The organism is Halovenus halobia (assembly GCF_051414135.1).
Lineage (GTDB): Archaea > Halobacteriota > Halobacteria > Halobacteriales > Haloarculaceae > Halovenus > Halovenus halobia.
The window spans coordinates 259,757-284,041 of the sequence record NZ_JBLKOA010000002.1; the positions used below are offsets into that span (position 1 = coordinate 259,757).

Annotated in this window: 21 protein-coding genes; 8 read left to right on the plus strand and 13 right to left on the minus strand. The window is 61.6% G+C overall.

Annotated features, from left to right (window positions below; genetic code table 11):
• The first annotated feature begins 51 nt into the window (after window positions 1-51).
• Window positions 52-456 carry a DUF4864 domain-containing protein gene (locus tag ACMGFM_RS08265; protein WP_436901983.1) on the plus strand — a complete coding sequence of 135 codons (405 nt, stop codon included), beginning with the start codon at window positions 52-54 and terminating at the stop codon, window positions 454-456.
• On the opposite strand, the gene ACMGFM_RS08270 is transcribed toward ACMGFM_RS08265, so the two are convergent.
• From ACMGFM_RS08270 to ACMGFM_RS08280, 3 genes are read right to left on the minus strand one after another with little or no spacing between them, the layout of a single operon-like run.
• Window positions 453-1,055 (minus strand): class I SAM-dependent methyltransferase, encoded by a 603-nt coding sequence (locus ACMGFM_RS08270; RefSeq protein ID WP_436901984.1) that lies wholly within the window; start codon window positions 1,053-1,055, stop codon window positions 453-455. The genes ACMGFM_RS08265 and ACMGFM_RS08270 overlap by 4 nt on opposite strands.
• Window positions 1,056-1,085: 30 nt before the next feature.
• Window positions 1,086-1,697, minus strand: a complete 612-nt coding sequence (locus tag ACMGFM_RS08275) for a class I SAM-dependent methyltransferase (RefSeq protein ID WP_436901985.1) — start codon at window positions 1,695-1,697, stop codon at window positions 1,086-1,088.
• Between the two features lie 41 nt (window positions 1,698-1,738).
• On the minus strand, window positions 1,739-3,142 hold the full coding sequence (locus tag ACMGFM_RS08280) for an MATE family efflux transporter (protein ID WP_436901986.1): 1,404 nt from the start codon (window positions 3,140-3,142) through the stop codon (window positions 1,739-1,741).
• 153 nt (window positions 3,143-3,295) lie between these two features.
• Here ACMGFM_RS08280 and endA point away from each other — a divergent pair, with 153 nt between their 5' ends.
• Window positions 3,296-4,312, plus strand: a complete 1,017-nt coding sequence (gene endA, locus ACMGFM_RS08285; protein WP_436901987.1) for a tRNA-intron lyase — start codon at window positions 3,296-3,298, stop codon at window positions 4,310-4,312.
• A 25-nt stretch (window positions 4,313-4,337) separates the two neighbouring features.
• Here endA and ACMGFM_RS08290 read toward each other — a convergent pair whose 3' ends face one another.
• The 10 genes from ACMGFM_RS08290 to ACMGFM_RS08335 form a co-directional block, all read right to left on the minus strand.
• The gene (locus tag ACMGFM_RS08290; RefSeq protein ID WP_436901988.1) at window positions 4,338-6,215 is read right to left on the minus strand and encodes a cation:proton antiporter domain-containing protein; all 1,878 of its coding nucleotides are present in this window, start codon (window positions 6,213-6,215) and stop codon (window positions 4,338-4,340) included.
• Between the two features lie 61 nt (window positions 6,216-6,276).
• The gene (gene cobA / locus ACMGFM_RS08295) at window positions 6,277-7,101 is read right to left on the minus strand and encodes a uroporphyrinogen-III C-methyltransferase (protein WP_436901989.1); all 825 of its coding nucleotides are present in this window, start codon (window positions 7,099-7,101) and stop codon (window positions 6,277-6,279) included.
• Window positions 7,094-7,378 (minus strand): DUF6360 family protein, encoded by a 285-nt coding sequence (locus ACMGFM_RS08300; protein WP_436901990.1) that lies wholly within the window; start codon window positions 7,376-7,378, stop codon window positions 7,094-7,096. The genes cobA and ACMGFM_RS08300 overlap by 8 nt, the downstream gene beginning before the upstream one ends.
• 2 nt (window positions 7,379-7,380) lie before the next feature.
• Window positions 7,381-9,144 carry a nitrite/sulfite reductase gene (locus ACMGFM_RS08305; RefSeq protein WP_436901991.1) on the minus strand — a complete coding sequence of 588 codons (1,764 nt, stop codon included), beginning with the start codon at window positions 9,142-9,144 and terminating at the stop codon, window positions 7,381-7,383.
• A gap of 314 nt (window positions 9,145-9,458) precedes the next feature.
• Window positions 9,459-9,980 carry an HPP family protein gene (locus ACMGFM_RS08310; RefSeq protein ID WP_436901992.1) on the minus strand — a complete coding sequence of 174 codons (522 nt, stop codon included), beginning with the start codon at window positions 9,978-9,980 and terminating at the stop codon, window positions 9,459-9,461.
• A gap of 52 nt (window positions 9,981-10,032) precedes the next feature.
• Complete coding sequence (locus tag ACMGFM_RS08315) at window positions 10,033-11,355, minus strand: MFS transporter (RefSeq protein WP_436901993.1); 1,323 nt, start codon at window positions 11,353-11,355, stop codon at window positions 10,033-10,035.
• 422 nt (window positions 11,356-11,777) lie between these two features.
• Window positions 11,778-13,886, minus strand: coding sequence for an assimilatory nitrate reductase NasA (gene nasA / locus ACMGFM_RS08320; RefSeq protein WP_495849254.1), 2,109 nt, complete (start codon window positions 13,884-13,886; stop codon window positions 11,778-11,780).
• A 290-nt stretch (window positions 13,887-14,176) separates the two neighbouring features.
• A complete protein-coding gene (locus ACMGFM_RS08325; RefSeq protein WP_436901995.1) occupies window positions 14,177-15,745 on the minus strand; it encodes a tryptophan--tRNA ligase in 1,569 nt (522 codons plus the stop codon).
• A gap of 86 nt (window positions 15,746-15,831) precedes the next feature.
• Window positions 15,832-18,204: a heavy metal translocating P-type ATPase gene (locus tag ACMGFM_RS08330; protein WP_436901996.1), complete on the minus strand. Its 2,373-nt coding sequence runs from the start codon at window positions 18,202-18,204 to the stop codon at window positions 15,832-15,834.
• Window positions 18,205-18,207: 3 nt separating this feature from the next.
• Window positions 18,208-18,405 (minus strand): DUF8131 family protein, encoded by a 198-nt coding sequence (locus ACMGFM_RS08335; protein WP_436901997.1) that lies wholly within the window; start codon window positions 18,403-18,405, stop codon window positions 18,208-18,210.
• A gap of 101 nt (window positions 18,406-18,506) precedes the next feature.
• On the opposite strand from ACMGFM_RS08335, the gene ACMGFM_RS08340 reads away from it, so the two are divergent.
• The 6 genes from ACMGFM_RS08340 (at window position 18,507) to ACMGFM_RS08365 (ending at window position 24,164) form a co-directional block, all read left to right on the plus strand.
• Entirely contained in the window at window positions 18,507-18,692 is a 186-nt protein-coding gene (locus ACMGFM_RS08340) for a cytochrome oxidase (RefSeq protein ID WP_299277507.1), read from the plus strand.
• Between the two features lie 3 nt (window positions 18,693-18,695).
• Entirely contained in the window at window positions 18,696-19,220 is a 525-nt protein-coding gene (locus ACMGFM_RS08345; RefSeq protein ID WP_436901998.1) for a cupredoxin domain-containing protein, read from the plus strand.
• Window positions 19,220-20,953, plus strand: a complete 1,734-nt coding sequence (locus ACMGFM_RS08350) for a b(o/a)3-type cytochrome-c oxidase subunit 1 (RefSeq protein WP_436901999.1) — start codon at window positions 19,220-19,222, stop codon at window positions 20,951-20,953. Before ACMGFM_RS08345 ends, ACMGFM_RS08350 begins: the two co-directional genes overlap by 1 nt.
• Window positions 20,950-21,165, plus strand: coding sequence for a hypothetical protein (locus tag ACMGFM_RS08355; RefSeq protein ID WP_436902000.1), 216 nt, complete (start codon window positions 20,950-20,952; stop codon window positions 21,163-21,165). The genes ACMGFM_RS08350 and ACMGFM_RS08355 overlap by 4 nt, the downstream gene beginning before the upstream one ends.
• Window position 21,166: 1 nt before the next feature.
• Window positions 21,167-21,838, plus strand: a complete 672-nt coding sequence (locus tag ACMGFM_RS08360; protein WP_436902001.1) for a DUF7546 family protein — start codon at window positions 21,167-21,169, stop codon at window positions 21,836-21,838.
• An 85-nt stretch (window positions 21,839-21,923) separates the two neighbouring features.
• The gene (locus ACMGFM_RS08365) at window positions 21,924-24,164 is read left to right on the plus strand and encodes a PAS domain-containing protein (protein WP_436902002.1); all 2,241 of its coding nucleotides are present in this window, start codon (window positions 21,924-21,926) and stop codon (window positions 24,162-24,164) included.
• Window positions 24,165-24,285 lie beyond the last annotated feature (121 nt).

Here is a 24,285-nt window from a genome sequence, read left to right on the forward strand (position 1 = left end):
TGTCTACGACCGCGGCCATCATTTAGGGTGCTGTGTTCCCTATCACAGAGTGTGTCAGAGTATCCAGTCCCGAACCACCCGACACCGGACCCGGATTACACGCCAGAAGAGGTGGTCGACCTCCAGTTGGCAGCGCTTGCCGACAACGACGACCCAGTCGAGAATGCTGGCATCAAGACCGCGTACAACTTCGCGTCGCCGAACAACCGCCGCCAGACTGGGCCACTGGATCGGTTCACCCGGATGGTCAACGGCCCGCAGTACGCGCCAATGATCGACCACGGCGAAGCCGTTGCCGGCCCACTCGAACGGGATGGCAACCAGGCACACCAGCGAGTGACGCTCACCGGACCCACCGGGCGAACCGTCACCTACCTGTTCGGGCTTTCGCGGTACAAGGGTGCCAACGAAGCGTTACAGAAGTGTTGGCTCACCGACCGAGTGCTCATCGATTAGCGCTCGGCGACGAGGACGCCAACCTGCTCGGCGACCATCTCGACGGCAGTCAGCGCGTATCCCTCGTCGGTGAACGCGTCGGCGAGGACACCCACCGTCGCCGGGTCGTCGACTTCGGGACTGTAGAACGGTTCGTCAGGGTTTGGCCCTCCGAAGAACATCACGTCGCCGAGGACGATTCGCCGTGGTTCGAGGGCAGCAATGACGCTGATTGCTTCGCGTTTCTCTTCGTCTCCGAGGTGGTGCATCGCGAAGTTCGAGGTGACGATATCGATGTCGGCGTCGACAGCAGGCTCACGGAACCGGCCCGCACCGAATTCAACGGTGTCAATACCACGGTCTGCGGCCTTTTTGCGGGCTTGTTCGAGCATTCCGTCGCTGATGTCACGACCGATGACGCGGCCAGCGTCGTCGGCGACGCCGAAGGCGATAGCTCCCGTTCCGGTTCCCAAATCGAGGACAGTGTCCGCAGCCGCAGGGTCAGCGTGAGCAACGACTAGGTCGGCCGCAGCGCGGTACTCCGGTGAGTACTGTTGCTCGTCGTAATCAGCGGCGGAGTCTGAGAATCGTTCGGCGTGCTCGTCGAGAGATTTCTTCATACAGTGTATTCGGGCTGGGAACCCAAAAACTCACTCGGAACGGGAGCCGACAACCGTATAGAACGGGTCGGTGTCCGGCTGGTCGGTGACTCGGGTCGTCTCGGCGAAGCCGCCAGCCTCGAAGTACTGCTCGACCAGTGTTGCGCGCTCGTCCATCGAGCGCTGTCGCCAGCCTCGGATTGCCTTCGTCGGAAACATTCGGTTCGTGAAGCTCACGACCGCCGTTCCGTCGGGTGCGAGCACACGGCCAAATTCCTCGAACGCGTCGGCTGGATACTGGAGGTACTGGACCGATAGCGCACAGCAGAGCACGTCGAATTTGTCAGTCGCCAGAGGGAGCGACTGGTCGTGGTTGAAATTCTGGACAAAGTACTCGTCCAGTCGGTCGTTGGCGGCGAGTTCCTCCTCGTTGAGTCCGTGGCCGACGACATGCTCGTAGTCGTACGCTGGCAGGAACGAGACCCAGCTACTCATCGCGTCGAAGACGCGGTCGCCCGGTTCGGATAGCTCGGCGTACAGGTCGGTGAGTCGGTCGAGAAAGCCGTCGTCGGCGTGCGTGACAAACCGCGGTGAGCCATAAAACGCGCGGTCGTCACCGTCGTCGAGTTCCTGTCGGTCGCGGTCGGAGAGTATCGCTGGCACAGGGATGCAAGGGCTCGCGCGAGTAAGAATCCGACGCTGGGCTAGCCACTGGTCGGACGGTACTCCCGACTAACAGCCTTCCACTTGCCGCTGCGGTACCGCCAGAGGTTGACGACCAGCGGGACGCCAGCCCCGAACAGCAGTGCGCCATAGAGGCCAAACACACCGAGGGGAGTGAGAAAGCCAGCCGCGGCAACGGGCAAGGCCACACCGTACTGTCCGAGCAGCGTCGCCACGAACGGCCAGCGGGTATCGCCAGCCCCGCGGAGCGCGCCGACGGCCGCGCCGTTGACCCCCAGCAAGACGGCGGTGGCAGCACTCACTCGGATGAAGATGGCCGTCTGTGCGAGGTTTTCAGGGCCGGAGACGAACAACCTGGCGAGCCACGGCGCGGTCAGAATGACAAGCAGGGCAGCAGCGAGGTGGACGACAAACGAGAGTCTGAGGATAGAATCGCCGTAGGCCCCGGCCTCCAGTTCGTCGCCAGCGCCGAGTTCCTGACCCACGAGCGTGCTCGATGCAGTCGAGAAGCCCCAGCTAAAGCTCACGAGCAGGTCACGGATGCGTCGGCCCACCTCGAAGGCTGCAACGACGACTGCACCAAACGTGCCGGCAATCCACAAAAGCGGGAAGACGACGGCCATCTTGGCAGTCTGGCGGGCAATCAGCGGCGCAGAGACGGAGAGCAGTTGGCCGCCGAGTTCGCGGTCAAACTGTGGCCCGCCGAGGCTGAAGACCACGGGGGAGGCCTGCATTCCAGGGACGGGATAGGACCGGCCGAGGACACCCCAGCCGAGGACGAACATTGCGGCCGCGGTAGAGATGAGTGTGCCCAGCGCAACACCGGCGACGCCCAGTCCGGCGAGGACGAACCCAACGCTCAGGATGATGTTGAGCAGGCCGCCGCCAGCGCGGACGACCATCGGCGTGAACGTATCGCTCACGCCGGCGTAGGTTCGGCTCATCAACAGATTCAGGTACTCGAAGGCGAGTGCCGGCGCGACGATGGCGAGATAGGTGCTGCCGTGGCCGATCGGTCCGGGGTCCGAGCCGAGGACTCCAATCAAGGAGTCAGTGAACAGCAGATAGCAGGCGACTGTCGGGAGGACAATCAGTAAAGCAATCCAGACGCCCTGTTTGACGACCAGCGAGGCGCGGTCCGTCCGGTCGCCGCCGTAGTTCTGTGAGACGAGCGCGACCGTTCCGCCAGCGACGCCGATGCCGACGTACTTCGAGATGGTCCAGTAGGCGTACGCGTAGGCCAGTCCCGCGACGGCGGCGGAGCCGACGGCCCATCCGACCAGCGCCAGGTCGACCGTCTGTTTGGACATGATTGCGAAGCCGGTGACAATCCGCGGCCACGAGAGGTCGAGCGTTCGGTCGAAGCGCTGCTCGTCGATGATTCCAGCCCGGGCCAGCAGCGCAGCGAGCGCAGGCAATCGCACTGCCAGCTAGTTGGACGGCAGAATCTTTGGGCTGTCGGTTGGGCTCGGTGCAACCAGACAATTCTTGGTCACACAACGGTCGAAACAGTTCGTCCCACAAGCAGTCGAAGTTGAGACCACAGACGCTTTGCCCGCGGCCGCAAATCGACGCTTATGGATGTCCAGTTCGACGGCGACCGAGCGCAGGCCGGCCGGGGTGCTCGCGAGCAGTTCTACGACTCGCGGGGCTACGGTCGACCAGTGGACGGTGACCTGGAACTCGCTGCGGTGGAAGCCGCGCACCTCCTCTATCGCGGCGATGTCGACACGGTCCGTGACCAGCGGGACGGGAAGCGACTCGGCTTCGAGGCGTTTCTCAGACTGGACAGTGTCCCCGAGGTTGGCTTTTTCGTCTACAAAGACCTCCGGGACAGGGGCTTTTATCTCTCCGTCGAGGAAGACGGATTCGTCGTCTACCCACGGGGGAAAGGACCGTGGGACGGCGAGATTGCATATCGCGTTCAGGCCCGGAGCGAGCGGACCGACGTGCCCGCCGAGACGCTGCAAGAACTCGCTGCGGGACCGGAAACAGGGGTCTTGGCGGTTGTCGACGAAGAGAGTGAGGTGAGTTACTTCCAGGTGGGAGAGCCATCACCCGAAGGCGCGACCGACCACGAACTGCCAGAAGCGAGCGGCGATTTGCTCGCCGACCGCGTTCTCGTTGCCGAACCGCCAACGGCACTGTACCAGCACGCGTTCTACGGCCAACCGCTGGACGGTCCTGGCAGTGCTGTGCAACTCTCACTGATCGAGGCCGCCTATCTTGCCGGTGAGGGAGTGCTCACGGGAATCGACGGCGGCCGTGAGGCAATCGTCGAGCGCGGGCGCTCCGTCGAGGGCGAACGATTCGACCGCCGGCTTCGCGTCTACGAATTGCTCCGGGAGCAGGGAATCGTCCCCAAGACCGGATTCAAATTCGGCGCAGACTTCCGGACCTACGCTGACGTGTCTTCTGTCGATGATCTGGGTCACTCCGAGTATCTCGTTCGAGTGTTGCCTGACGGCCACGAGTTCGCACCACGAGATCTGGCACTCGACGTCCGCCTCGCTCACGGCGTTCGCAAGAAAATGCAGTTCGCGCTCGTTGGCGAGGATGTCGAGTGGCTGGTCTGTACTCGCTCGACGCCGTGAGCGCAGAGCGTTGAATCGGTGGCGCTCAGGGGTCGATGAACTTCATTCCGTCGCGGACACCTTTCCGACGACCGAGCAGTGTGATGTGGTCACCCTCCTCGACGACGGTATCTGCGGTCGGGACTTCCGCAGAGTCGTGGTCTCCTTTGCTGAGCAGGGCAACCAGACAGGCGTCGGGGAGCATCGGGCCGAGTTCGCGGATGGTCTTGCCGAACAACTCGTCGTTGGTCACCTCGATTTCCTGAATGTCGCCGTCCCGGCCGATGTCTGTCATCCAGTGGGCGATTGCCGGCCGTTCGATCTGGTTGTCGATGGCCCACGCCGCGGCCATCGCCGAGGAGATGGTGCGCACGTCCAGTTCCTCGAAGGCGTCGACGTTGTCGGAGTTGTTCGCCCGTGCGATGACGGTCCCCGCGTCAAATTTCGACTTGGCGAGCTGTGCGACGAGCAGATTCACGTCGTCGTCACCGGTCGCAGCGACGACAATTTTCGCGTTCGAGGCACCCGCCTCACGTAATATCTCTGTATCGGTGCCGTCACCGCTGATGGCGGCGTAGCCCTTGTTTCGCACCTCTTCGAGTGCCTGTTCGTCTTCTTCGATTATCACGACGTTTTCGCCGCGGTCTTCGAGGCGTTCGGCGAGCGCTTGGCCCACCTGGCCGCCTCCGACGATGATTACTCTCATTGGTATCACGTTCAGATATTCTGCGATGTATCGCGCCAGTCCGCCCTCGACGATGGCGGTGGCGAAAATAACCAGAAAGACCGTTCCGAGCAGCAGGTCGGCCTGGTGTGCCAGCGCCGGATTGCCAAGTTCCTCCGCGGCGGTCCGGAGTTCGATTGCAAACAGCGTCGCGACCGACGCCGGGATGATTCCGCGTGGCCCGACGGCGCTGACGAACAGTCGCTCCTGGAAGGTGAACCGGTCACCGACCGTCGAGATGAACACCAGAAGCGGCCGAAGGACCACCGCGACGGCGAGGACGACGGCGACGCCGCCGAGGCCGACTTCACGGATCGCCTGCGGCGGCAGCTGCGCTGCCAGCGCGATAAAGACGAACGACAGCACGAGCAGCGTGATGTCGCCCTTGAAGTTGGTAATCTCCGATTTGTACGGCACATCCAGATTTCCGAGGATGATGCCCGCGGTTGCGGCCGCTGCGACGCCAGCCTCGCTCGCGAGCTCGTTTGCGGCGGCAAACGAAACCAGCGCCCCGGCGAGAACGAGTAGCCGTGCGTTCCGGGGGGCTGCGCCGGGTGAGAGGTCGACGTACCGCAGCAGATAGTAGAGGATGCCAGCGACAATCGCCCCAACGAGCAATCCCTCACCGAGACGGAGCGCAAAGCCCTGGATGATTCCGTCGCCGGAGGCCGTCGGGTTGTAGGCCTCGAAAATAACGACCGCCGTGATTGCGGCGGTCACGTCGTTGACGATGCCTTCAGTTTCGAGGACGGCCGCGACGCGGTCACGAACCGGAACGACATCGAGGATGGGAGTGACGACGGTCGGACCGGTAGCGACGAGCAGCGCGCCCACGGTGAACGACAGTTCCCATGGTAACCCGACGAAGTACCGGACGGCGACGGCCGTGCCGACAAACGCGATTGCGGCGCCGACCGTAACCAGTCTGAGCGCTGCCCCGGGCGCCTCCCGGATGCGGTCGAACTCCAGGTGGAAGGCACCCTCGAAGACGATGATGGCGACGGCGATGCCGACGATTGCCGGCAGCGCAGAGCCGAAACTCTCGCTGGTTACCAGCCCCAGCCCCGGTCGACCGATGATGACGCCTGCAAAGAGAAAGAAGATGATACTGGGGACCTGAAGTCGCGCGGCGACGAGTTGCGCGAGAACACCAATTGCGATGATTCCCGCGACGAGCGGGATTAAAAGTCCTTCTGCCACAGTTGAATCGTGCACTCGGGTTAACGACCCGTCGGACTATAAAAGAGTCGATTGCTGAGACTCAGTCGCCCCGGAGTCGTGCGGAACTGACGCGGCCGGTCTGTCGCTGGAGCGAGCGAAGGCAGTCGTCGACAGCCTCACGAACCTCGACAACGTCACCGACCAACGTCACCGCAGGTGGGGCGATATCGGCCCGCTGTGCGCGCTCGGCAATTGTCGCGACCGTGCCCGTCACGACCGTCTCGTCGTCGTAGGTCGCTCGTTCGACCATCGCGACCGGCGTCTCGGGGTCTAGTCCGGCGGCTTCGAGGGCGGCCATGTTGTCGGGTAGTTGTCCGACGCCCATCAGAATCGAGAGCGTCCCGCCGGCGGCGACTGTCGCGGCGAGTGCGTCCCAGTCGAGTGCGCTCTCGGCTTTGCTCGGGTCTTCGTGGCCGGCGACGACCGTCAGCGCGGAGGCGTGTTCGCGGTGGGTAACCGGAATGCCTGCCACGCCCGGGGCGGCGATAGCGCTGGTCACGCCGGGTACAATTTCACAGTCGACGCCGGCCTCATCGAGCGCTTCGGCTTCCTCCCCGCCGCGAGCGAATACCGTTGGGTCGCCACACTTGAGGCGGACAACACTGGCTGGTTCCCTCGCCGTCTCGACGAGCAGGTCGTGAATTTCTGCTTGGGTGGTGCGCTCGCCGTCCGGACCGGGTCGCTTGCCGACATCAACCTGTCTGGTCGACTCCGGAATGGACTCGATGAGGTCGTCGTGGACCAGCGAGTCGTGGGCCACCACATCGGCACTGTCGAGCAGTTTGCGGGCGCGGACGGTCAGCAAGTCGGGGTCACCCGGTCCTGCGCCGACGAGATAGACCGTTCCGGCTTCGGCGTCACTCATCGGTGTCCTCCTCCTCGGCACGGTCGGCTGCCTCCCGTAGCGTCGAGGCAAGCGTGCGTGCCTCCTCGGGGAACAACTCCACGTGGTCGGCGTGCTGGTCGAGTCGCTGTACGTCCGTTGGGTCGAGTTCTGTCGACAGTCGCACCACGCCGTCGTCTTCGTCGCTTTCGACATCGAGGACGACAACTCCCTCTTCGTCCCAGTCGATGCCCGACGCACCGCCCTGCAGGTAATCGAAGGTCGTATACGCCGTTACGTCCAGCACTCTGTGACTCATGGTCAGTCATCCGCCGAGAGTGGCGTGCCGTCGGGGTTGGTCGGGGCCGGGCTATCGCCGTTCTCGAATGGATACCATGCCTGCTTGCCGTCGGTCAGACAGGCGTCCTCGTAGTCGCTCTCTGCTGGCTCTGTGAGGTCGGTCAGTGCCTCAGTGCCGAAGCCTTCGACCCACTCCCGGAAGCTCTCGCCCTCCTCACGGTGGGCGGCGAAGGCTTCGACGATTTGCTTGATGAGCACCGGCACCTCATCGGCAGGCACGCGCTGGTGGACCCACTCGATGAAGGAGGGGTCGGCACCGATGCCACCGCCGACACCGACGTCAAGCGCTTCGACCATCTCGCCGTCTTTCCGGGCGCGCATTCCCTGCAGTCCGATGTCAGCAGTCATCGCCTGTCCACAGTCGGCCGTACAGCCCGAGTAGTGGATTTTGAGTTGGCTCACGTCATCTGGGAGTTCGGTGTTCGCCCGCAGCCAGCGCAGCGTGCGAGCCATCCGAACTTTCGTTTCGGTGAGTGCGAGCGAACAGAACTCCGTGCCCGTACAGGCCTGTGCGCCGCGAACGAACGGACTTGGCTCTGGGGTGTGCTCTTCGAGCAGTGGCTCAGAGAGCAGCGGCGCAATGTCGTTGTCGGGAACGTCCATGATGATGGGATTCTGGCGGCGAGTCAACCGAACCTCACCGGAGCCGTACTCACTCGCGAGGTTTGCGAGTGCGATGGTCTCCTTGGCAGTCAGGCGACCAACCGGAACGCTCAGCCCGACGTAATTGAGGCCATCACGCTGTTCGTAGACGCCAACGTGGTCGTGTGGGCCCTCGTCGGCGGATTTGCCAGCGTTGTAGGTGTACTCGTCGCGGAAGTCCGTGCCCGCTGGCTCGAACTCGAAATCCAAGCGGTCGTCGAGGTCGTCGCGAATCGTCTCGGTCCCGTGCTCGTCGACGAAGAAGCGAGCGCGGTTTTTCGAGCGGTTCTGTCGGTTGCCGTGTTCGTGGTAGTACTCGACAAAGGCTCGGACCGTCTCGACAGCTTTCTCCGGTGGGATGAACAGGTCGAGCGAGCGTGCCTTGCGGGGTTCACGGCCGCCGAGGCCGCCGCCGACACAGACATTGAACCCCTTGCGAACGTCGCCGTCTTCCTCTTTGTAGGCCGGTTCGAGCCCAATGTCGTTGATCGAATCCTGCGCACAACCCTGTTTGCAGCCCGACACCGAGATGTTGAATTTTCGGGGCATGTTGGCGAGGGCGTTATCTTCACGGATAGTCTCCTGAATCTCGTCGAGAATCGGTCGGGACTGGACGAACTCCTCGGCCTTGCCCGCGACGGGACAGCCCGAAATATTTCGCATCGTGTCTCCACCTGCCGAGCGCGAACTCACGCCGACGGCTTCGAGTTTCTCCCAGATTTCTGGGATATCTTCGAGGTTCAGCCAGTGGAGTTGGATTGACTGCCGTGTCGTGAGGTCAATCCAGCCGTTGCCCCACTCAGGGTTTTCTGCCGGACCTGTCGCGTACTCACGGGCAACTTCGCCGATTGCTCGGAGTTGGTCCGGTTTCAACACGCCGCCACAGTTGGTCAGTCGCATCATAAAATACGACTCCTGACCGGAGCGCTGGTGGAACACCCCCCAGAACTTGAACCGAGAGAACCACTCGTCGCGTTCGTCTTCGGGGATGGAGTCCCAGCCACGCTCGGCAAACTCCTCAATTTTCGCTCTGACCTCGTCACCGTACAGTTCGTCTTTGATCTGCTCTTTCTTGTGTGGCATAAATACTCACCTGCTCAGTAGATGTCCAATTTTAGCTCGACTCGTTTGCACATCTGACCGTAATTCACGTCTGATTATCGTGTATCATAACTATAAAACACTGACTCTTTAAATACTGGACATTATGGCCAGTTCAGACGACGACTGTCCGATATAAGGATGTGTCCAATGAATATTAGGGGATTCTCTCTCGAATTTTCAGGGGTGAAATCCGACTATCGTCCAATTTTTTGTCAGAGTGTTGAAATTGCCGAGTGTAAGCGAGTGTCAAACTAAACACGGCAGCGCGCGCGAGCCAGTGAAAGATTGCGTTGTCACCGGTCAGGCGGCCGAATTTCTGGGTGACCGTCACCGACAAACTGGCGGGTCACAGCCAGGACCGCGGCGTGGAACTCGACGAGAATGATAACGCTGGCGACGATGACGCCGACCTGGCCGGGCGTCGAAAGCAGACCAAGCGAGACGATGAGCGTCGTTGCGCAGGCTGGCGCGTGGACTGTGTCAGTGCCAATCATCGCTCCGCTGGTCATCATAACCGATGCCGTTGCGCTGGCGGCCAGCCTGAGCCCATCGAGTGAGTATGCCGGCGGTGTAACCGTGATAGCGACGTCGGGCGCGAACAGCGTCCACGCCAGAAAACCCGCCACTCCGCCGATGATGTGGCTGCCCACAATGCGAACAGCGGCAGTCCGTTCGCCCTGGCGCTCGAAAGCGAGAACGAATGCAGAGGGTCCGAGACTCGGGAAGATGAACGGCTGGCCGCTCACCCACGCGATGGTCCCGAGCAGCGCGAACAACAACCCCGCATACAGGCTCGTCCCGACGTCACGTCTCACACGGAGAGGTGCGACGAGGAGAAATAAGTGACCCGTGGTTCGTGCCGAGCGATTAGTCGTCGGCGGCCGCAACCGGCGTCGAGGACGGTTCCTCGTCAGCAACGACCCAGCCCTTCTCCGTCGCAACCTCGGAGATGTGTGGCTGGAAGACCCATGCTGACAGCAGCAGAATCGGAATCATCGTCACCGCAGCAACGGCGTAGCCGAGATGGAGGTTCGGCAGGAACGCCGAGGAGAAAATCAGCGGGTAGAAGATACCTCCTGAGGAGCCAATCCCACCGACAATACCGGCGACACTTCCGGAGTCGTCGGGGAACATCGACGGGACCATCGCGAAGATTGCGCCCTCTGCGAACGCACAGCCCATACCGACGCCGAAGGCGGCGACGACAGCCAGCAGGATGTTCCCGGAGAGTCCGGCAAGCGTCATCACAAACATCGAGATAACGACGTACGTGAGCGCAATGAACGTCCACTGGTTGCGGTATTGGCCCTCGAACCGGGAGATGACGTCCCATTCGTTGCGTTTGAACACATCGCTCATGTAACCGCCGAATGGTCGGAGCAGACCCGCAGCAATCGAGAACGTCGCCGCGAAGGCCGCGGCAATCTGGAGTCTCCCTTCACCGAACGCCTCGCGGTAATACGTCGAGAGCCAGCCGTTCATCGCCAGTTCCAGTCCAAACGTCATCACGTATGCGACCGCGAGCACGACTGCGCCGTACCGGGTCGCGACCCAGAGCCACTGCTTGAACGTGACGCCCTCTTTGGTCGCCTGGCGTTTCTCGGTGCTTTTGGCGGCTTCGGCAAAGAAATAATAGAGGAAGCCAGTCACGATTGCGGCCGCGCCCGTGTAGAAGAACGCAGCCCGCCAGTTCGTATCGAACAGTGGCCCACTGTATCCCGCCCCGAACAGCGTCGGCAGGATCAACAGCGAACCCAGCCCAGCACCAGCGTTACCAACACCAGCGTAGATTCCCTCCGCCAGGCCGATATTTTCTTCCTCGAACCACTCCGACACGTGTGCGATGCCGATTACGAACGTAATCCCGGCCAGCGACGCGACGATTCGGGCCGCGATGAACACCTCGTAGGACTGGGAGAACGCCGAGACGACCGCTGCACCGCCGACAATCATCATTGTCCAGAAAACCGTCGTGGGTGCGCCGTACTTGTCGGTCAGCGGCCCGATAACGATTCGGCCGAGTGGCACTGCGATGATGGCCGCGCTCGCAACGATACCGAGTTCTGCAACTGAGAGCCCAAACTCGCTGGCAATGCCCTCGGTGTACGGAGCGAACGAGAACCAAATCGTAAATCCGAGGAAAAACATCACCGTCGCAAATATAAGGTTCTTCCACTTGCCCGGAATCATGACTGGCTCACCACCGTTTCGGTGTTGTAACCGTAATGACCACGTTCATATATTTCGATTTCCGACCCACAATCAAGCAGTATTATGCCATTCTGGAATACGATCGTTTGCATTACATCCGAATGGCTTCTATCCATTCATAAAACTGTTCTCGTTTACGAACTTTCAATATTGGAGTCTGAAGCTGTGGAGAAGGACAATATCAAGTCAGATATAGAATCCTTAAGGACATACAGCGTTTCATTATCACGCCAATTACCACCTGAACGTCCAATAATTGCTGGACAAAAGGTCACCAAACAGAGAAGGAGCCACGTCAGCCCAGTCAGAGTCGCGTGCCAGACGCCTCGGAGAGTGCCGGTACTGTCCAATTCTGACAGTTTCAGAAAATCGGCCACGATAGAGAGCGGTAAACAGTGGACTCAGTTCGGGGTTTCAGGCGCTCCGAGACGGATTGCACACTGTTTGAAATGTGGTTCGGCAGACTGTGGGTCGACTTCTGAGAGCGTCAGGCGGTTCGTCGCAGGGTGGTGGATTGGAAGCCAGACCATGCCATCAGGAACACCTTCGTCTGGGTCGATATCGACTGTCACTCGGCCACGCCGGGAGACGACACCGACGGTGCCGTCGGCAACGATGTCTTCGTGAGCCGCGACTGTCTCCGGATTGATCCGTGCGACGGGGTTGGCAGTCTCCGGCACAGACCGCGAGCGAATACCGGTGTTGTAACCGTCCTCTTCGCGGGCAGTCGTCAGGGTGAGTGGGTACTCGTCGTCGGTCGGTTCCGGGAGGTCAGTCTGGGTCGCGGTCGAGAACTGTGCGTTACCCGTCGCGGTTGGGAACGACCACGATTGGCCGCCGTCGATGACTGCGCTGTCGGTGCCGTCCTCAGCCGTGCTCGGGTTAGTAGCCTCGTAATAGCGGTAGCCACCGCCACTGTCCTCATCCGGCGCTGGCCACCTGACAGCCAGGTCGTCTTCGAGTCGCTCGTAGGTGATGCCCGAGCAATCAGCTGGCGTCCCGGCTGTGAGTGCGGTGAACTCCTCGAACACAGCAGCCGGGTCTGGCCGAGCAGTCCCGATCAAGTCGGGAAACAGCCGCCGCCCGAGAGTTGCGATTATCTCTAAGTCCGAGCGAACGCCGCTTGGTGCGTCGGTCGCTGCCCGGACGCGAGAGACTGTTCGCTCCATATTGATCGCCGTCCCTTCAGATTCGCCCCACGTCGCCGCTGGGAGGACCACATCGGCCTGTGCTGTCGTCTCCGTGTGGAAGGCATCCTGGGCAATAACGAAGGCGTCGTCAAGTGCCTCCACCACTGGGTCGGCATCGGGCATCCCCGCGGCGGGGTTTGTGGCAACATTCCAGAGCACGTCGATGTCCTCACCCACTTCCTCGAACATCCCCACGGGGCCGGGGCCGGTGTCGTCGGGGAGTCGCTCGACGGGAACGCCCCACTGGTCGGCGATGAACGAGCGCTCGTCTGGGTCCTGGAAGGGCCGATGGCCGGGCCAACTCCCTTTCGACGAGCAGACGCGGGTCCCCATCGAGTTCGCCTGTCCAGTCAGCGAGAACGGCCCGCTGCCGGGTTCGAGGTTGCCGGTCGCCAGACAGAGGTCGATCAGCCCGCGGGCGGTATCGGTCCCCTGAACGTGCTGGTTGATACCCATGCCCCAGTAGACGAGCGCGTCCATCTCGAACGCACTCGCGAGCAGTTCGAGGTCAGCTTCAGAGACTTCGGCTTCCTCGCGGGCGCTGTCAGCGTCGGGGAGTGAGTCAACCAGTGCGTCGAAGCCGTCGGTCGCTTGCTCGATAAATGGCTCGTCGATGCGGTCAGTCTCGACGAGTCGAGCCAGCACTGCCCGCGCCAGTGCGAGGTCCTTGCCCGGCGCCAGCGAGACGTGGCTGTCGGAGTTCTCTGCGGTCTCGGAGCGCACCGGGTCGACCGTGATGAGTTCGACACCGTCTTCGTCGCCAGCCTGTTTGAGCCAGCGGAACATCACCGGGTGGGCGACTGCCGGGTTCGCGCCCCAGACGACGTGGCGTTCGGTCTCTTCGATGTCGTCGTAGGAACACGGCGGGGCGTCACTGCCGAAGGCCTGGTAGTAGGCCGTGACGGCGCTCGACATACACAGCGTGGTGTTGGCGTCGTAATACCGCGTGCCGAAGCCGCCGCGGGCGAGTTTGCCGAGCATGTAGGCGGCTTCGTTGGTCTGCTGGCCACTACCGAGGACACCGACGGCGTCGGGGTCTGACTCGTGGGCGTCACCCAACGCCTCGGCGGCCGTGTTGAGCGCAACGTCCCACGTCGTCCGGACGAGTTCACCGTCGCGACGGACCATCGGCTTGGTTAACCAGTCGCCGTCGGGGTCCTGACTCTCCTCGATCCCGCGCGAGCAGGCCAACCCGCGGTTGACCGGGTGGCTCACGTCGCCGCGGGCAACATCGATACCGACGCCCAAATCCGGCGACTGGTGGAGATGGCCACACCCGACTGCACAGCGCATACAGGTCGTCGGAACCCATTCAGTCACGGTCGGTCACCTCTGGGTGAGGGCTGTCGCTCTGGGGTGCGAACGGACTGAAAACTGTCAAAGTCTGGTTTAGAACCGCTGGTGGAAAAACAATCACAGTGGGTTTGGCTGGAGAGGCACATCATTGTGGGATACTCTAGCTATATACGTACCCATCTGTCTATTCGTGTAAATCTTGCTCCCTTCGATTGTTCTCAGCCAAATTTTGGTTCAAATAATTCAGAAACAACAACCCATCACGGCCAAAAATGGACAAGCAGTCAACAGACTAGCAGAGCGGGCGTGGCGGGTTAGCGGCCAGTGTCGAAGGAGATATCGAGTTCGTCGAGTTTCTCTTCCCACTCCTCGCGTTTCTCTTGGTGGTCTTCGAGAAAGTCCTCGATGAGTTCGGCAGCCTGTTCCTTGCAGCCACCACAGAGGCGCTCACCGTTGGCGCACTCCTCGTACACCTCGGCCGCGAACTCGTCGTCGTCGCCGGCCAGCAGGTAGGTATACAGTTCGTAAACCGGGCACTCATCGGGTTTGCCGCCGAGTTCGCGCTGTTCCTCGGCAGTCTCGCGGCCACCTGTGGTCGCGGATTTGACCTTGTCGTAGCCGTCCTCGGGGTCATCGAGCAGACTGATGTGGCTGGCGGGAATCGAGGAGGACATCTTGCCGCCGGTCAGGCCGGTCATGAAGCGGTGATAGATAGACGACGGCGGCAGGAAGCCGTAGCCATCGTGTTCGAGTTCGACCTCGCGGGCCAGTGCTTCTGCCTCCTCGTGGTCGAGCTCGAAGGCGTCGATGTGTTCGTCGTACACGCGCTTCTCGCCGTCGATAGCCTCGATGAGACCCTCGAAGGCCGCTTCGGTGGCGTTGCGGTCAATGAAGCGAATCCGGGGCCGGAGTGGCTCCTTGCCCGCCTCGTTACACATCGTAATCAGGCCATCGAGCGTGGTTGCCGTCACGTCAGTTGCGCCGGCCTCGCGCTGGTTTTCGAGGTAGGTTCCGGCGTCCGAGCAGCGAATCGTGTCGTCGGGGTGGCGCTCGGTCAGCGTCTCGTAGGCCTCGGCGAGGACCGGACGCTCGTCGGGGTCGAGTCCGAAACTCGCGTACGCTTCGGTGACGCCGAAATAGCGGACCCGAGCAGCCAGGTCCCGGGCAAGGCGGACGTGCGGGTCCTGGTCCGGGCCAACTGGGATAACCGTTGGTTTCGGTTCGTCCAGTTGTGGGTAGAGGATATCGGCCATCTGGGTGACGACCGACTGCATGTGGCTCACGTCAGTCTCACCGTCGAAGTCGTAGATAGCTTCGAGTTCGGAGAAGTTCGCCTCGATGCCGAGTTCGAAGGCCAGGTCCTGTACCTCGCGGTTGGTCGATTGGCGGTACAGCGTCCCCTCCTCGGGGTCGAAGCCAAGCGCCAGTAGCGAGAGGATGTAGTTGCGGGCGTGTTCGTCGATCTCACTCCAAGAGAGACCGCGCGCACTGTGAGCCTCAAGGTCGGCAATCAGCCCGTACGCGTCGCCGCCCTGCTGCTGGTGCCAGATGATTTCGTCGAAGACGAGTTTGTGGCCGATGTGTGGGTCGCCCGTCGGCATGAATCCCGACAGCACCGCGAAGGGGTCGTCGTTGGCCATCGCGTCGAGCACTCGGCGGTAATCGCGGTGGCCGAAGATGACGCTGCGGCGCATCAGGTAGTGTGGTGCAGGGACATCGCCGAGAATTTCCTCGAATTCCTCGATACCAAACTGCTCGAAGAGTTTCCGGTAATCGGACACGGCAGCCGACCCCCACGGGTCGAGTGCAACGTCTTCGACGCCGCCGTCTGTGGCTACATCTCGACCTCGGGGCGGGTCACCATCAGCAGATTCGCGTGTCATTGAATACGCGTATATCTGCCGAGGCAAGCAAAAAGCGTTCGCCTTGTGTGTGAACGCGTCAACCCGACCCAGACGGGAACACGTGGTCAGGCACCGTGAGGCTGACCGACCAGTCCGCTTGGTCGGTCGGTCTCCTCGGCGTCTGGCTCTCCGTCACCGTACCCGCGGGCCGAGTTGGCGACGACGAACAGACTGCTCGATGCCATCGCAACGGCCGCCAGCAGCGGGTTCAACACGCCGGTGATGGCCAGCGGAATCGCGACGCCGTTGTAACAGAACGCCCACGCGATGTTCTGTTTGATCCGGCGATTCGTTCGGGCTGCCGTCTCGAAGACCACCGGGACGTTCGTGAGTTTGTTGTCGAGAATGACCGCGTCGGCGGCGTCTGTCGCCAGTTCTGTGCCACCGTCGAGAGCGATACCCACGTCGGCCGCCGCCAGCGCAGGTGCGTCGTTACTTCCGTCGCCGACCATCGCGACCGGACCCTCGGCTGCGAGGCGTCGAACTGTCTCGGTTTTGCCATCCGGTGGCACGCCAGTATAGACGGTGTCGACCGCGTTGTGGGACGCGAGGCTATCTGTGCCGGGCCGGTCGTCGCCAGTGAGGACGACGATACGCCGGTCCGAGCCGAGCGTCTCCAGCACTGCTGGCGTCTCTTCGCGGAGGCGGTCACCAACACCAATCACGCCGTGGGCCGCTCCCGACCAGCCGACAACGACTGCGACGTTACCGCGGTCACGAATGGTGTCTGCCTTCCTGGAGACTGCTGTGGGGACCGACCAGCCCCGTTCCGCAAACAGGTCAGGATGGCCAACGAGCGTTTCCTCGCCCGCGATGGTTCCGGAGACACCACGGGTATGCTCGGAGACAGCTTCGGCAGTCGTGTCGGGGGTGTCCGCGGCCTCGGTGATTGCCGCCGCGATTGGATGTGTTGAGTACCGCTCGACAGCACCAGCACGTTCGAGCAGCGTTGCACGGGAAGCGCTCCCCTTGACGGAGGTGACAGTCATCTCGCCGGTGGTCAGTGTTCCAGTTTTGTCGAAGACAACCGTCTCGATGTCTGGGGCCTGCTCGAACAGCTCCGCCGTTGCGACAACAATTCCTCGGTCAGCCGCGGCCTGCAATCCGGTCGCAACCGCAAGGGGCGTTGCCAGCCCGAGCGCACAGGGACAGGAGACGATGACCACAGTGAGGCCGACGAGCATCGCTTCTTGTACTGTGGCGCCGAGAACGACACCGGCCGCTGCGGCGACCACCGCAAGCGCGAGGACGAGCGGAACGAAGACAGTCGCAATCCGGTCGGCGATCCGCTGTGCGCCCGGCCGGGTGGCCTGAATATCCCAGAGCGTCCCAACCAGTCGGTCGAGCGTGCTCTCGGTGTCGGTGTCGGCCTCGATAACCAGCGGGTCGTCAGTGACGACAGTCCCGCCGCGGACGCTGTCGCCGGGCGTTTTCGTCTCCGGGACAGATTCGCCGGTCACCAGCGCCTCGTCGACGGCGGCGGTGCCCTCGGCGATGGTGCCGTCGACAGGGACGCGTTCACCCGGTCGCACCAGCAGGCGGTCGCCGGGCGCAATCTCCTCGACTGGAACTGTTTCGCCATCTTCTCGGGTCGCTTCCTCGACACGAAGTTCCGTCAGGTCTGAGAGCAGGCCGGCAGTCTTGCGCTTGATTCGGGTTTCGTAGTAGTTGCCGATAGTGACGGCCATGACGACAACGATGGTCACGTCGTAGTAGAGGTCGGTCCCGCCGAGTGCGAGTTGCGCGGTGCTGTACGTGTAGGCAGCAACGGCGGCGACAGAGACCAGCAGGTCGACGTTCGGCCGACCGGTTCGGAGGCTGACGTAGGCACCCCGGAGCATCGGCCGACCGGTGTACAGCAGCACAATCGCCGTCACGACGGCGAGTTGGCCGTAGACGTACGCGCCGTCGAAGGTTCCGAGGTCCACGATGGCGTCGAAGCCAAAGTAGGTGGGATAGAGAAAGATGGCGTACCACGTCATCGCCATCATCGAGAACAATCCGCCGACGAGCAGGCGACTCGCCAGGTCTGTCCCGCCATCGCCAGTCTCGTCGCGGGCCCGTGCGCTGTAGCCGAGGCCAGAGACTGCCCCGGCCAACTCCGACTGTGTTCGCTCGTCTGGGTCGTAGGTGAGTTTCACCGTTTCGGCGGCGTAACTGGCTTCGGCGTCGTAGACGCCAGATTCGCGACAGGCGAGGTCTTCGAGAAACAGTTCGCAGGTCGAGCAGTGCATCCCGTCGACGGCCAGATAACTCGTCTCGGCGTCCTCGGGGTGGTCCGGTTCTTCCCGGTCCGGCAAGTTGTCGATGTTATCCGGGTCAACGTCACCGAGCGAACGGGAGATTTCGAGACAGCCACGGCAACAGAACTCGCCGTCGGCGTCGTCGCTGGTTACGGGCGGGTCGGCAGGGAGGTCACAGAGCGAGCAGGTTGCCATCGGTCAGTGTGTGGCGGGGGTATCAGGCTGGCCGGGGGACGGACCAAACAGAAGCAGAATTGAGCCACAGATCAGGACGAGATTCACGACAGCAATGGCGGTTGTCGGGACCGTCATCTCTCCTGCAGCCAGTGTGTAGACGCCAACGGGAATGTACGCAAGCAGTGCGAGTATCGCGATACGTCGTGGCGAGAAGTCCATATAATGCTGATAACATCGCAATCAAATATATAAGTACCCCTGATTCCCAGGTTGTTGGAAGGGCCCGAACCTTATTTTACACGGGGGCAAAAGCGCGGAGTATGAGTTCGGCGACTGACCAACCGACAGACGCACAGGGTGATCCGATCGAACGAGAGATCGGACATGACGAGTTCGACCCGGTCGGAACACTCGTGCTCGTATTGATTTATTTTGTAATTATCAGCCTCATGTGGGCGTTCATGTACTTCGTTGAGTTCCTCGGAAACGGCCCAACGGTGGTGTAAGGTATGGAGATTCACAACTACGAAAAACTCTGGTTTGGGCTGTCCTTGCTTTTGATTGTCGCGTTCATCGGGACGATTACCTACGGGACAGTCGGCGCTGGCGTCGAGATGATTTCCGACGACGGCGGGACGGTCTCGCCGGAGAACGTCACCAGCAGCGAAGAGTTCGAGAAATACCAGCAGCCAAACGCGACACAGACCGGTGACGGCGAGTACGCAGTTGCAGTGCAAGCACTGCAGTTCGCGTATCTCCCCGGCACTGGTCAACCGATTCGCGTGCCTGAAAACAGTGAAGTGACTTTCTACATCAGTTCCACGGACGTGACGCACGGATTCAGCATCGCCGGGACGAACGTGAACACGATGGTCATCCCCGGCCAGATGTCAGAAATCACCGTCGAGTTCGGCGAATACGACGAACCAACGGACCTCGGCGTCATCTGTCACGAATTCTGTGGTCCGGGCCACGAGGAGATGGCCGGGACAATCAGGGTTGTTCCCGAAGACCAGTGGGGAGGTGACCAATAATGGAGGTCTTTGCTGACAGACATCCCGACGAAGCCCTGATTGTGCGAGCAGCACTGACGAGTTCGTTCATCGCGCTCGCCATCGGCGGATTGATGGGGTTCATCCAGACGCTACACCGCACTGGCTACTACACTGGCTTCGTCACGAATGCCGACTACTACACCGTGTTGACGCTACACGGCGTTGCGATGGCGCTGCTCTTTACGATTTTCTTCCTCGTCGGCTTCTTCCAGTGGGCGGTGACCGATAGCCTCGACCGCAGTTCAGAGAACATCTGGTTCACCAGATTCTGGTACGGGCTGATGGTGCTTGGCTCGGCGATGGGCGCAATTGCAATCATCGGTGGTTTCTCCACCGTCGAGATTGGCAACCTGCAGGCGACGGTGCTGTACACGTTCTACGCGCCGCTCGAAGCCCACCCCGTGTTCTACTTCGGGCTGGTCTTTTTCGTCGTCGGCAGCTGGTTCGCCGGCGTGGACTGGTTCCGTTCGTGGTTCGCCTGGAAGCGCAACAACCCCGACCAGAAGACGCCGCTGCGGACGTTCATGGTGCTGACGACGATGCTGATGTGGTATCTGGCGAGTGCCGGTGTTGCTATCTCGCTGATTTTCTTCATTATCCCGTGGTCCCTTGGACTGGTCGGCGGCGTGAACTCGCTGCTCACCCGGACGCTGTTCTGGTTCTTCGGCCACCCAGTCGTCTACTTCTGGCTCATGCCAGTGTACATGATGTGGTACGTCATCCTGCCGAAACTCGGCGGTGGCCGACTGTTCAGTGACACCCTCGCACGGATTGTCTTCGTGCTCTTTCTGGTGCTGTCGGTCCCGACCGGGATTCACCACCAGTACGTCGACCCCGGAATTGCAGAAGGATTCAAGTTCCTCGCGATGACGAACACGATGTTCCTGCTGTTGCCAAGCCTGCTGACCGCCTTCACCGTCGTGGCGAGTCTGGAACACGGCGCTCGCCAGCGCGGTGGTGAGGGCTATCTCGGCTGGCTCCGTGCGCTGCCCTGGAACAAGCCCGCCTTCACCGGCATGGCGCTTGCGGGGCTGATGTTCGCCGCTGCCGGCTTCTCCGGAATGATCAACGCCGGAATGAACATCAACTACCTCATCCACAACACGCTGTGGGTCGTCGGTCACTTCCACATGACTGTCGGCACCGCCGTTGCGCTCTCCTTTATGGCAGCAACCTACTGGTTCCTGCCGATTATCACCGGCCGAGAGATCTTCAGCCGACGGCTCGGCATGGCGCAGGTGTTGCTGTGGTTCCTCGGCATGGTGCTGATGGGCAACGCGATGCACCGCGCTGGGCTAGCAGGGATTCCCCGCCGAACGGCCGACCCGACCTACGAACAGGTGACCTTCGAGACGGCCTTCGGCGCGATCAGCGAACTAAAGCTCCAGATTGCACTCGGCGGCGTCTTGCTGACGCTGTCGCTGGTGTTGTTCTTCATCCACCTGCTACTGTCGGGAACCCGACTCGGCTCGATTGTCGGCACCCGCGAGAAACGGACGGAAGCCGACGTGATTCCGCCAGCGCTGTCCGGCCCGGAACACGCGCCTGACGTGCTCTCGAACCTGAAGCTCTGGACGGGCGTTGCACTCACGCTCATCGTGCTCACCTACGTTCTGCCGCTGGCAGCGATCATCGATGGCGGTGGCTTCTTCGGCACCTACGGCACCATCCTCTACAATTCGCTCGTCGCGAGCGCGGAGGTGCTCGTATGAAACGGCCGGGTATTACCGGACTGACCATCCTGCTCGCCTTTGCCGTCGTCGCGGTCATCGAATTCCGGACCGTGCTCGCGATGGTTGGATTCGACCCTGCGTCGCGGCTGTACTACGCCGCCTCAGCCATCGTTGTGGGAGCCCTCCTAATCGGGCTGTACGCACTGCCAAACGACGAAGACGACGACCAGACGAACACGAGTAAAGCATAGGATGTCGGGGACAGCCAGACGACGCGGCGCGGCACGAGCCGTCTCGGTACTGGCGAGTCCGGAGACGACGCTGGCGCTCGCGGCGCTGGTCGCCAACATTGTGGCCATCTTCGCGTACGTTGCCGTGACCGGCACCGTCGTGCAGTCTGTCCGGTACACGCTGTATCCGGTCGTCTGGATTGTCCTCAGTTGCTATGTGGTTGCCACGCTGGTCCGTCGCGGCCCGACGCTGTCGGAGTCGAAGATTGGAGTTGCAGTCGCAGTTGGCTATTTCGCCGTGCTGGCCGCGATTGGAACGCCGTTTGGATTCGGTGGTGAGACGAATACGGTCATGATTATGCAGGCGACGCCGGGCTGGGGACCGATTGTGATGTACAGCGTCGGCCCAGTTGGCGGAACCCTGCTGCCATTCGAGGTTATCGGCTACGCGACGCTGTCGTATGCGGTCGGCTGTGCAGTCGCGGCCGGTTCTCGGGGCGCGCTTGCGGGGACAGTCGGGCTGTTCACCTGTGTTGGCTGTGTCCTGCCGGTTATCGGTGCGGTGGTTGGTATATTCGGCGGGGCAGCGAGCGCACTCCAGCCCGCGACAACGAGTTACGGCCTCGCAACGGGGCTGTTCGCGACGACAGTGCTGTTGTTGCTCGCGACAATCCCGTTATCACCGCGGCACTGAGGACAGATTCGACTGCATTTCGTGGTCACCAGCCGGGTTATATTCTTATACAAGGACCACATCAGTCCATGATAGGTTGGGACCTGTGGACGACTCCATCGCAGAGACGGACGGCAGCGAGCGAGAATCCACTGACCCCTACGAGACGATGGTCAACGCAGCCGATGACGGACTATTTATCCTCGATGTCGCGGCTGACAGCGGCGAGGTGAGATTCAGTCGGACAAACGACACCTATCGGCAGCTGGTTGGTCACGAAGACACAGAACTCCACGGTAAAACTCCCAGAGAGGCGCTCGGACCACTCGGGACCACGGTGTCCGAACGAGGGCTCGAAGCGGTTGAGGAAGGCGATCCTGTCGAGTACGAACAACGCTTCGCCACGTCCGACCAGTCAGTTCGATGGGAGACAACGCTGAAACCGGTCCTCGAAGGCGGAGGAGTCGTACAACTGGTCGGGACAGCCCGAGAGCAAGACGAACCGGACCCGCTTGGGGCGGGGCTGGACGTGAGTACAGAGCAACTCGAACTCGTCTTGGAGGCCTCGAAACTGGGTATCTACGACTGGAACGTCGTCGAGGACGAGATTACCTTCGGCGACCGTGTGCCGGAGTTGTTCGAGGCGGACCCGGCAGAGTTCGACGGGTCGTTGTCGGAGTGGCACGACCGGGTTCACCCGGCGGATTACGCCCGGATGGAAGCCGACCTGGAAGGGTTTCTGGCCGGTGACCGCGATTTTGCAAAGGACGAGTACCGCGTGCGGTCGAGCGACGGCGAGTGGACGTGGGTACAGAGCTTCAACAAAGTTGTCGAACGCGGTGCTGACGGCCGAGCGACGCGAGTCGTCGGCGTCCTGCAGGATATCACCGAGCGCAAGCAACGCCAACAGGAGCTCCAGCGACTGAAAGAGCGACTCGAACTGGCCGTCGGCGGGGCGAACCTCGGCGTCTGGGACTGGGACCTGCAGACCGATGTGGTCCAGTTCAACGACAACTGGGCGACGATGCTGGGCTACGACCCCGATGATATTAGTCCGACCCTCGAGGAATGGGAACAGCGGGTGCATCCGGAGGATATCGACCGCGTGAATGCGGTGTTAGAAAGGCATCTCGACGACGAGACGGAGTATTACGACACCGAGCACCGGATGCGAACGGCCAGCGGTGAGTGGAAGTGGATTCAGGATATCGGTCGCGTCGTCGAGCGCGACGCCGACGGCGAGCCGCTGCGAGCCGTCGGTATCCACCTCGATATCGACGAGCGCAAACAGTCGGAGGAGGCGCTGGAAAACGCCAGAGAAGGCCTCAGACAGATTATCGACCTCGTTCCAGACTTCATTTTCGTCAAGAACAGCCGCGGTGAGTACCTGATTGCCAACGAAGCAACTGCCGAGGCCTTCGGCGTCGAACCCGGGGAAGTCGGTGGCCACGAGGAAGACGAGGTTCTCCCAGATAGCGACCAAGGCGAGGAGTTCCGCGGCGACGACCGGGAGGTCCTCGAAACCGGCGAACCGAAAGAAATTCAGGAGGAACTGGTGACCGCCGACGGCGACACGCGACTGCTTCAGACCACGAAGATGCCCTACGAGGTGCCAGGGAGTGGGGAAGAGGCAATCCTCGGATATGCCCGTGACGTGACCGAACTCAAACGCTACGAGCAGACGCTCGAACGCCAACGAGATAACCTCGAAGTGTTGAACAAGGTCGTCCGCCACGACGTACGTAACGACCTCCAGCTTGTGCAAGTGTACTCGGAGTTGCTCGAAGACCACGTCGAAGAGGGCGGCCAGGAATATGTGCAACAAGTCCGGGAAGCCGCCCAAGACGCGGTCAAGATTACCGAGACGGCACGTGACGTGACGGAGGTGCTCCTGCAGTCGGGGACAAACCGCTCGCCAGTGCAGCTCCGCTACGTCATCGAAGAACAGATTGACGAAATTCGGTCAAGCTACGAGGGGGCACTGGTGACGCTTGATGGCACGGTTCCGGAGGTTGAGGTACTGGCTGACGAAATGCTCGAATCAGTCTTCCGAAACCTGCTGAACAACGCTGTCATCCACAACGACAAGGAACTACCGGAAGTGGAGGTGTCTGTCGACGTGGGCGAAGCCGTGCAGGTCCGGGTTGCAGACAATGGGCCAGGAATTCCAGACGACCGAAAGGGGGAAATCTTCGACGAAGGAGAAACTGGCGTTGATAGCAACAGCACAGGGTTAGGGCTGTTTCTGGTCCACACGCTCGTCGAGCGCTACGAGGGAACAGTCTGGATCGAGGACAACGAACCCGAGGGAAGTGTCTTCGTCGTCGAGTTACCGGTCGCCGAGTAGCTCAGTCGTCGTGGATGCAACCTCTGTGACGCGCTCACGGGCAGTTCCGCTGTCGCTATCGCCTCACTTTCGTCAGGGTTCTCCTCGGCGACAACGGTACGGACCGTCTCGGCGTCGGTCA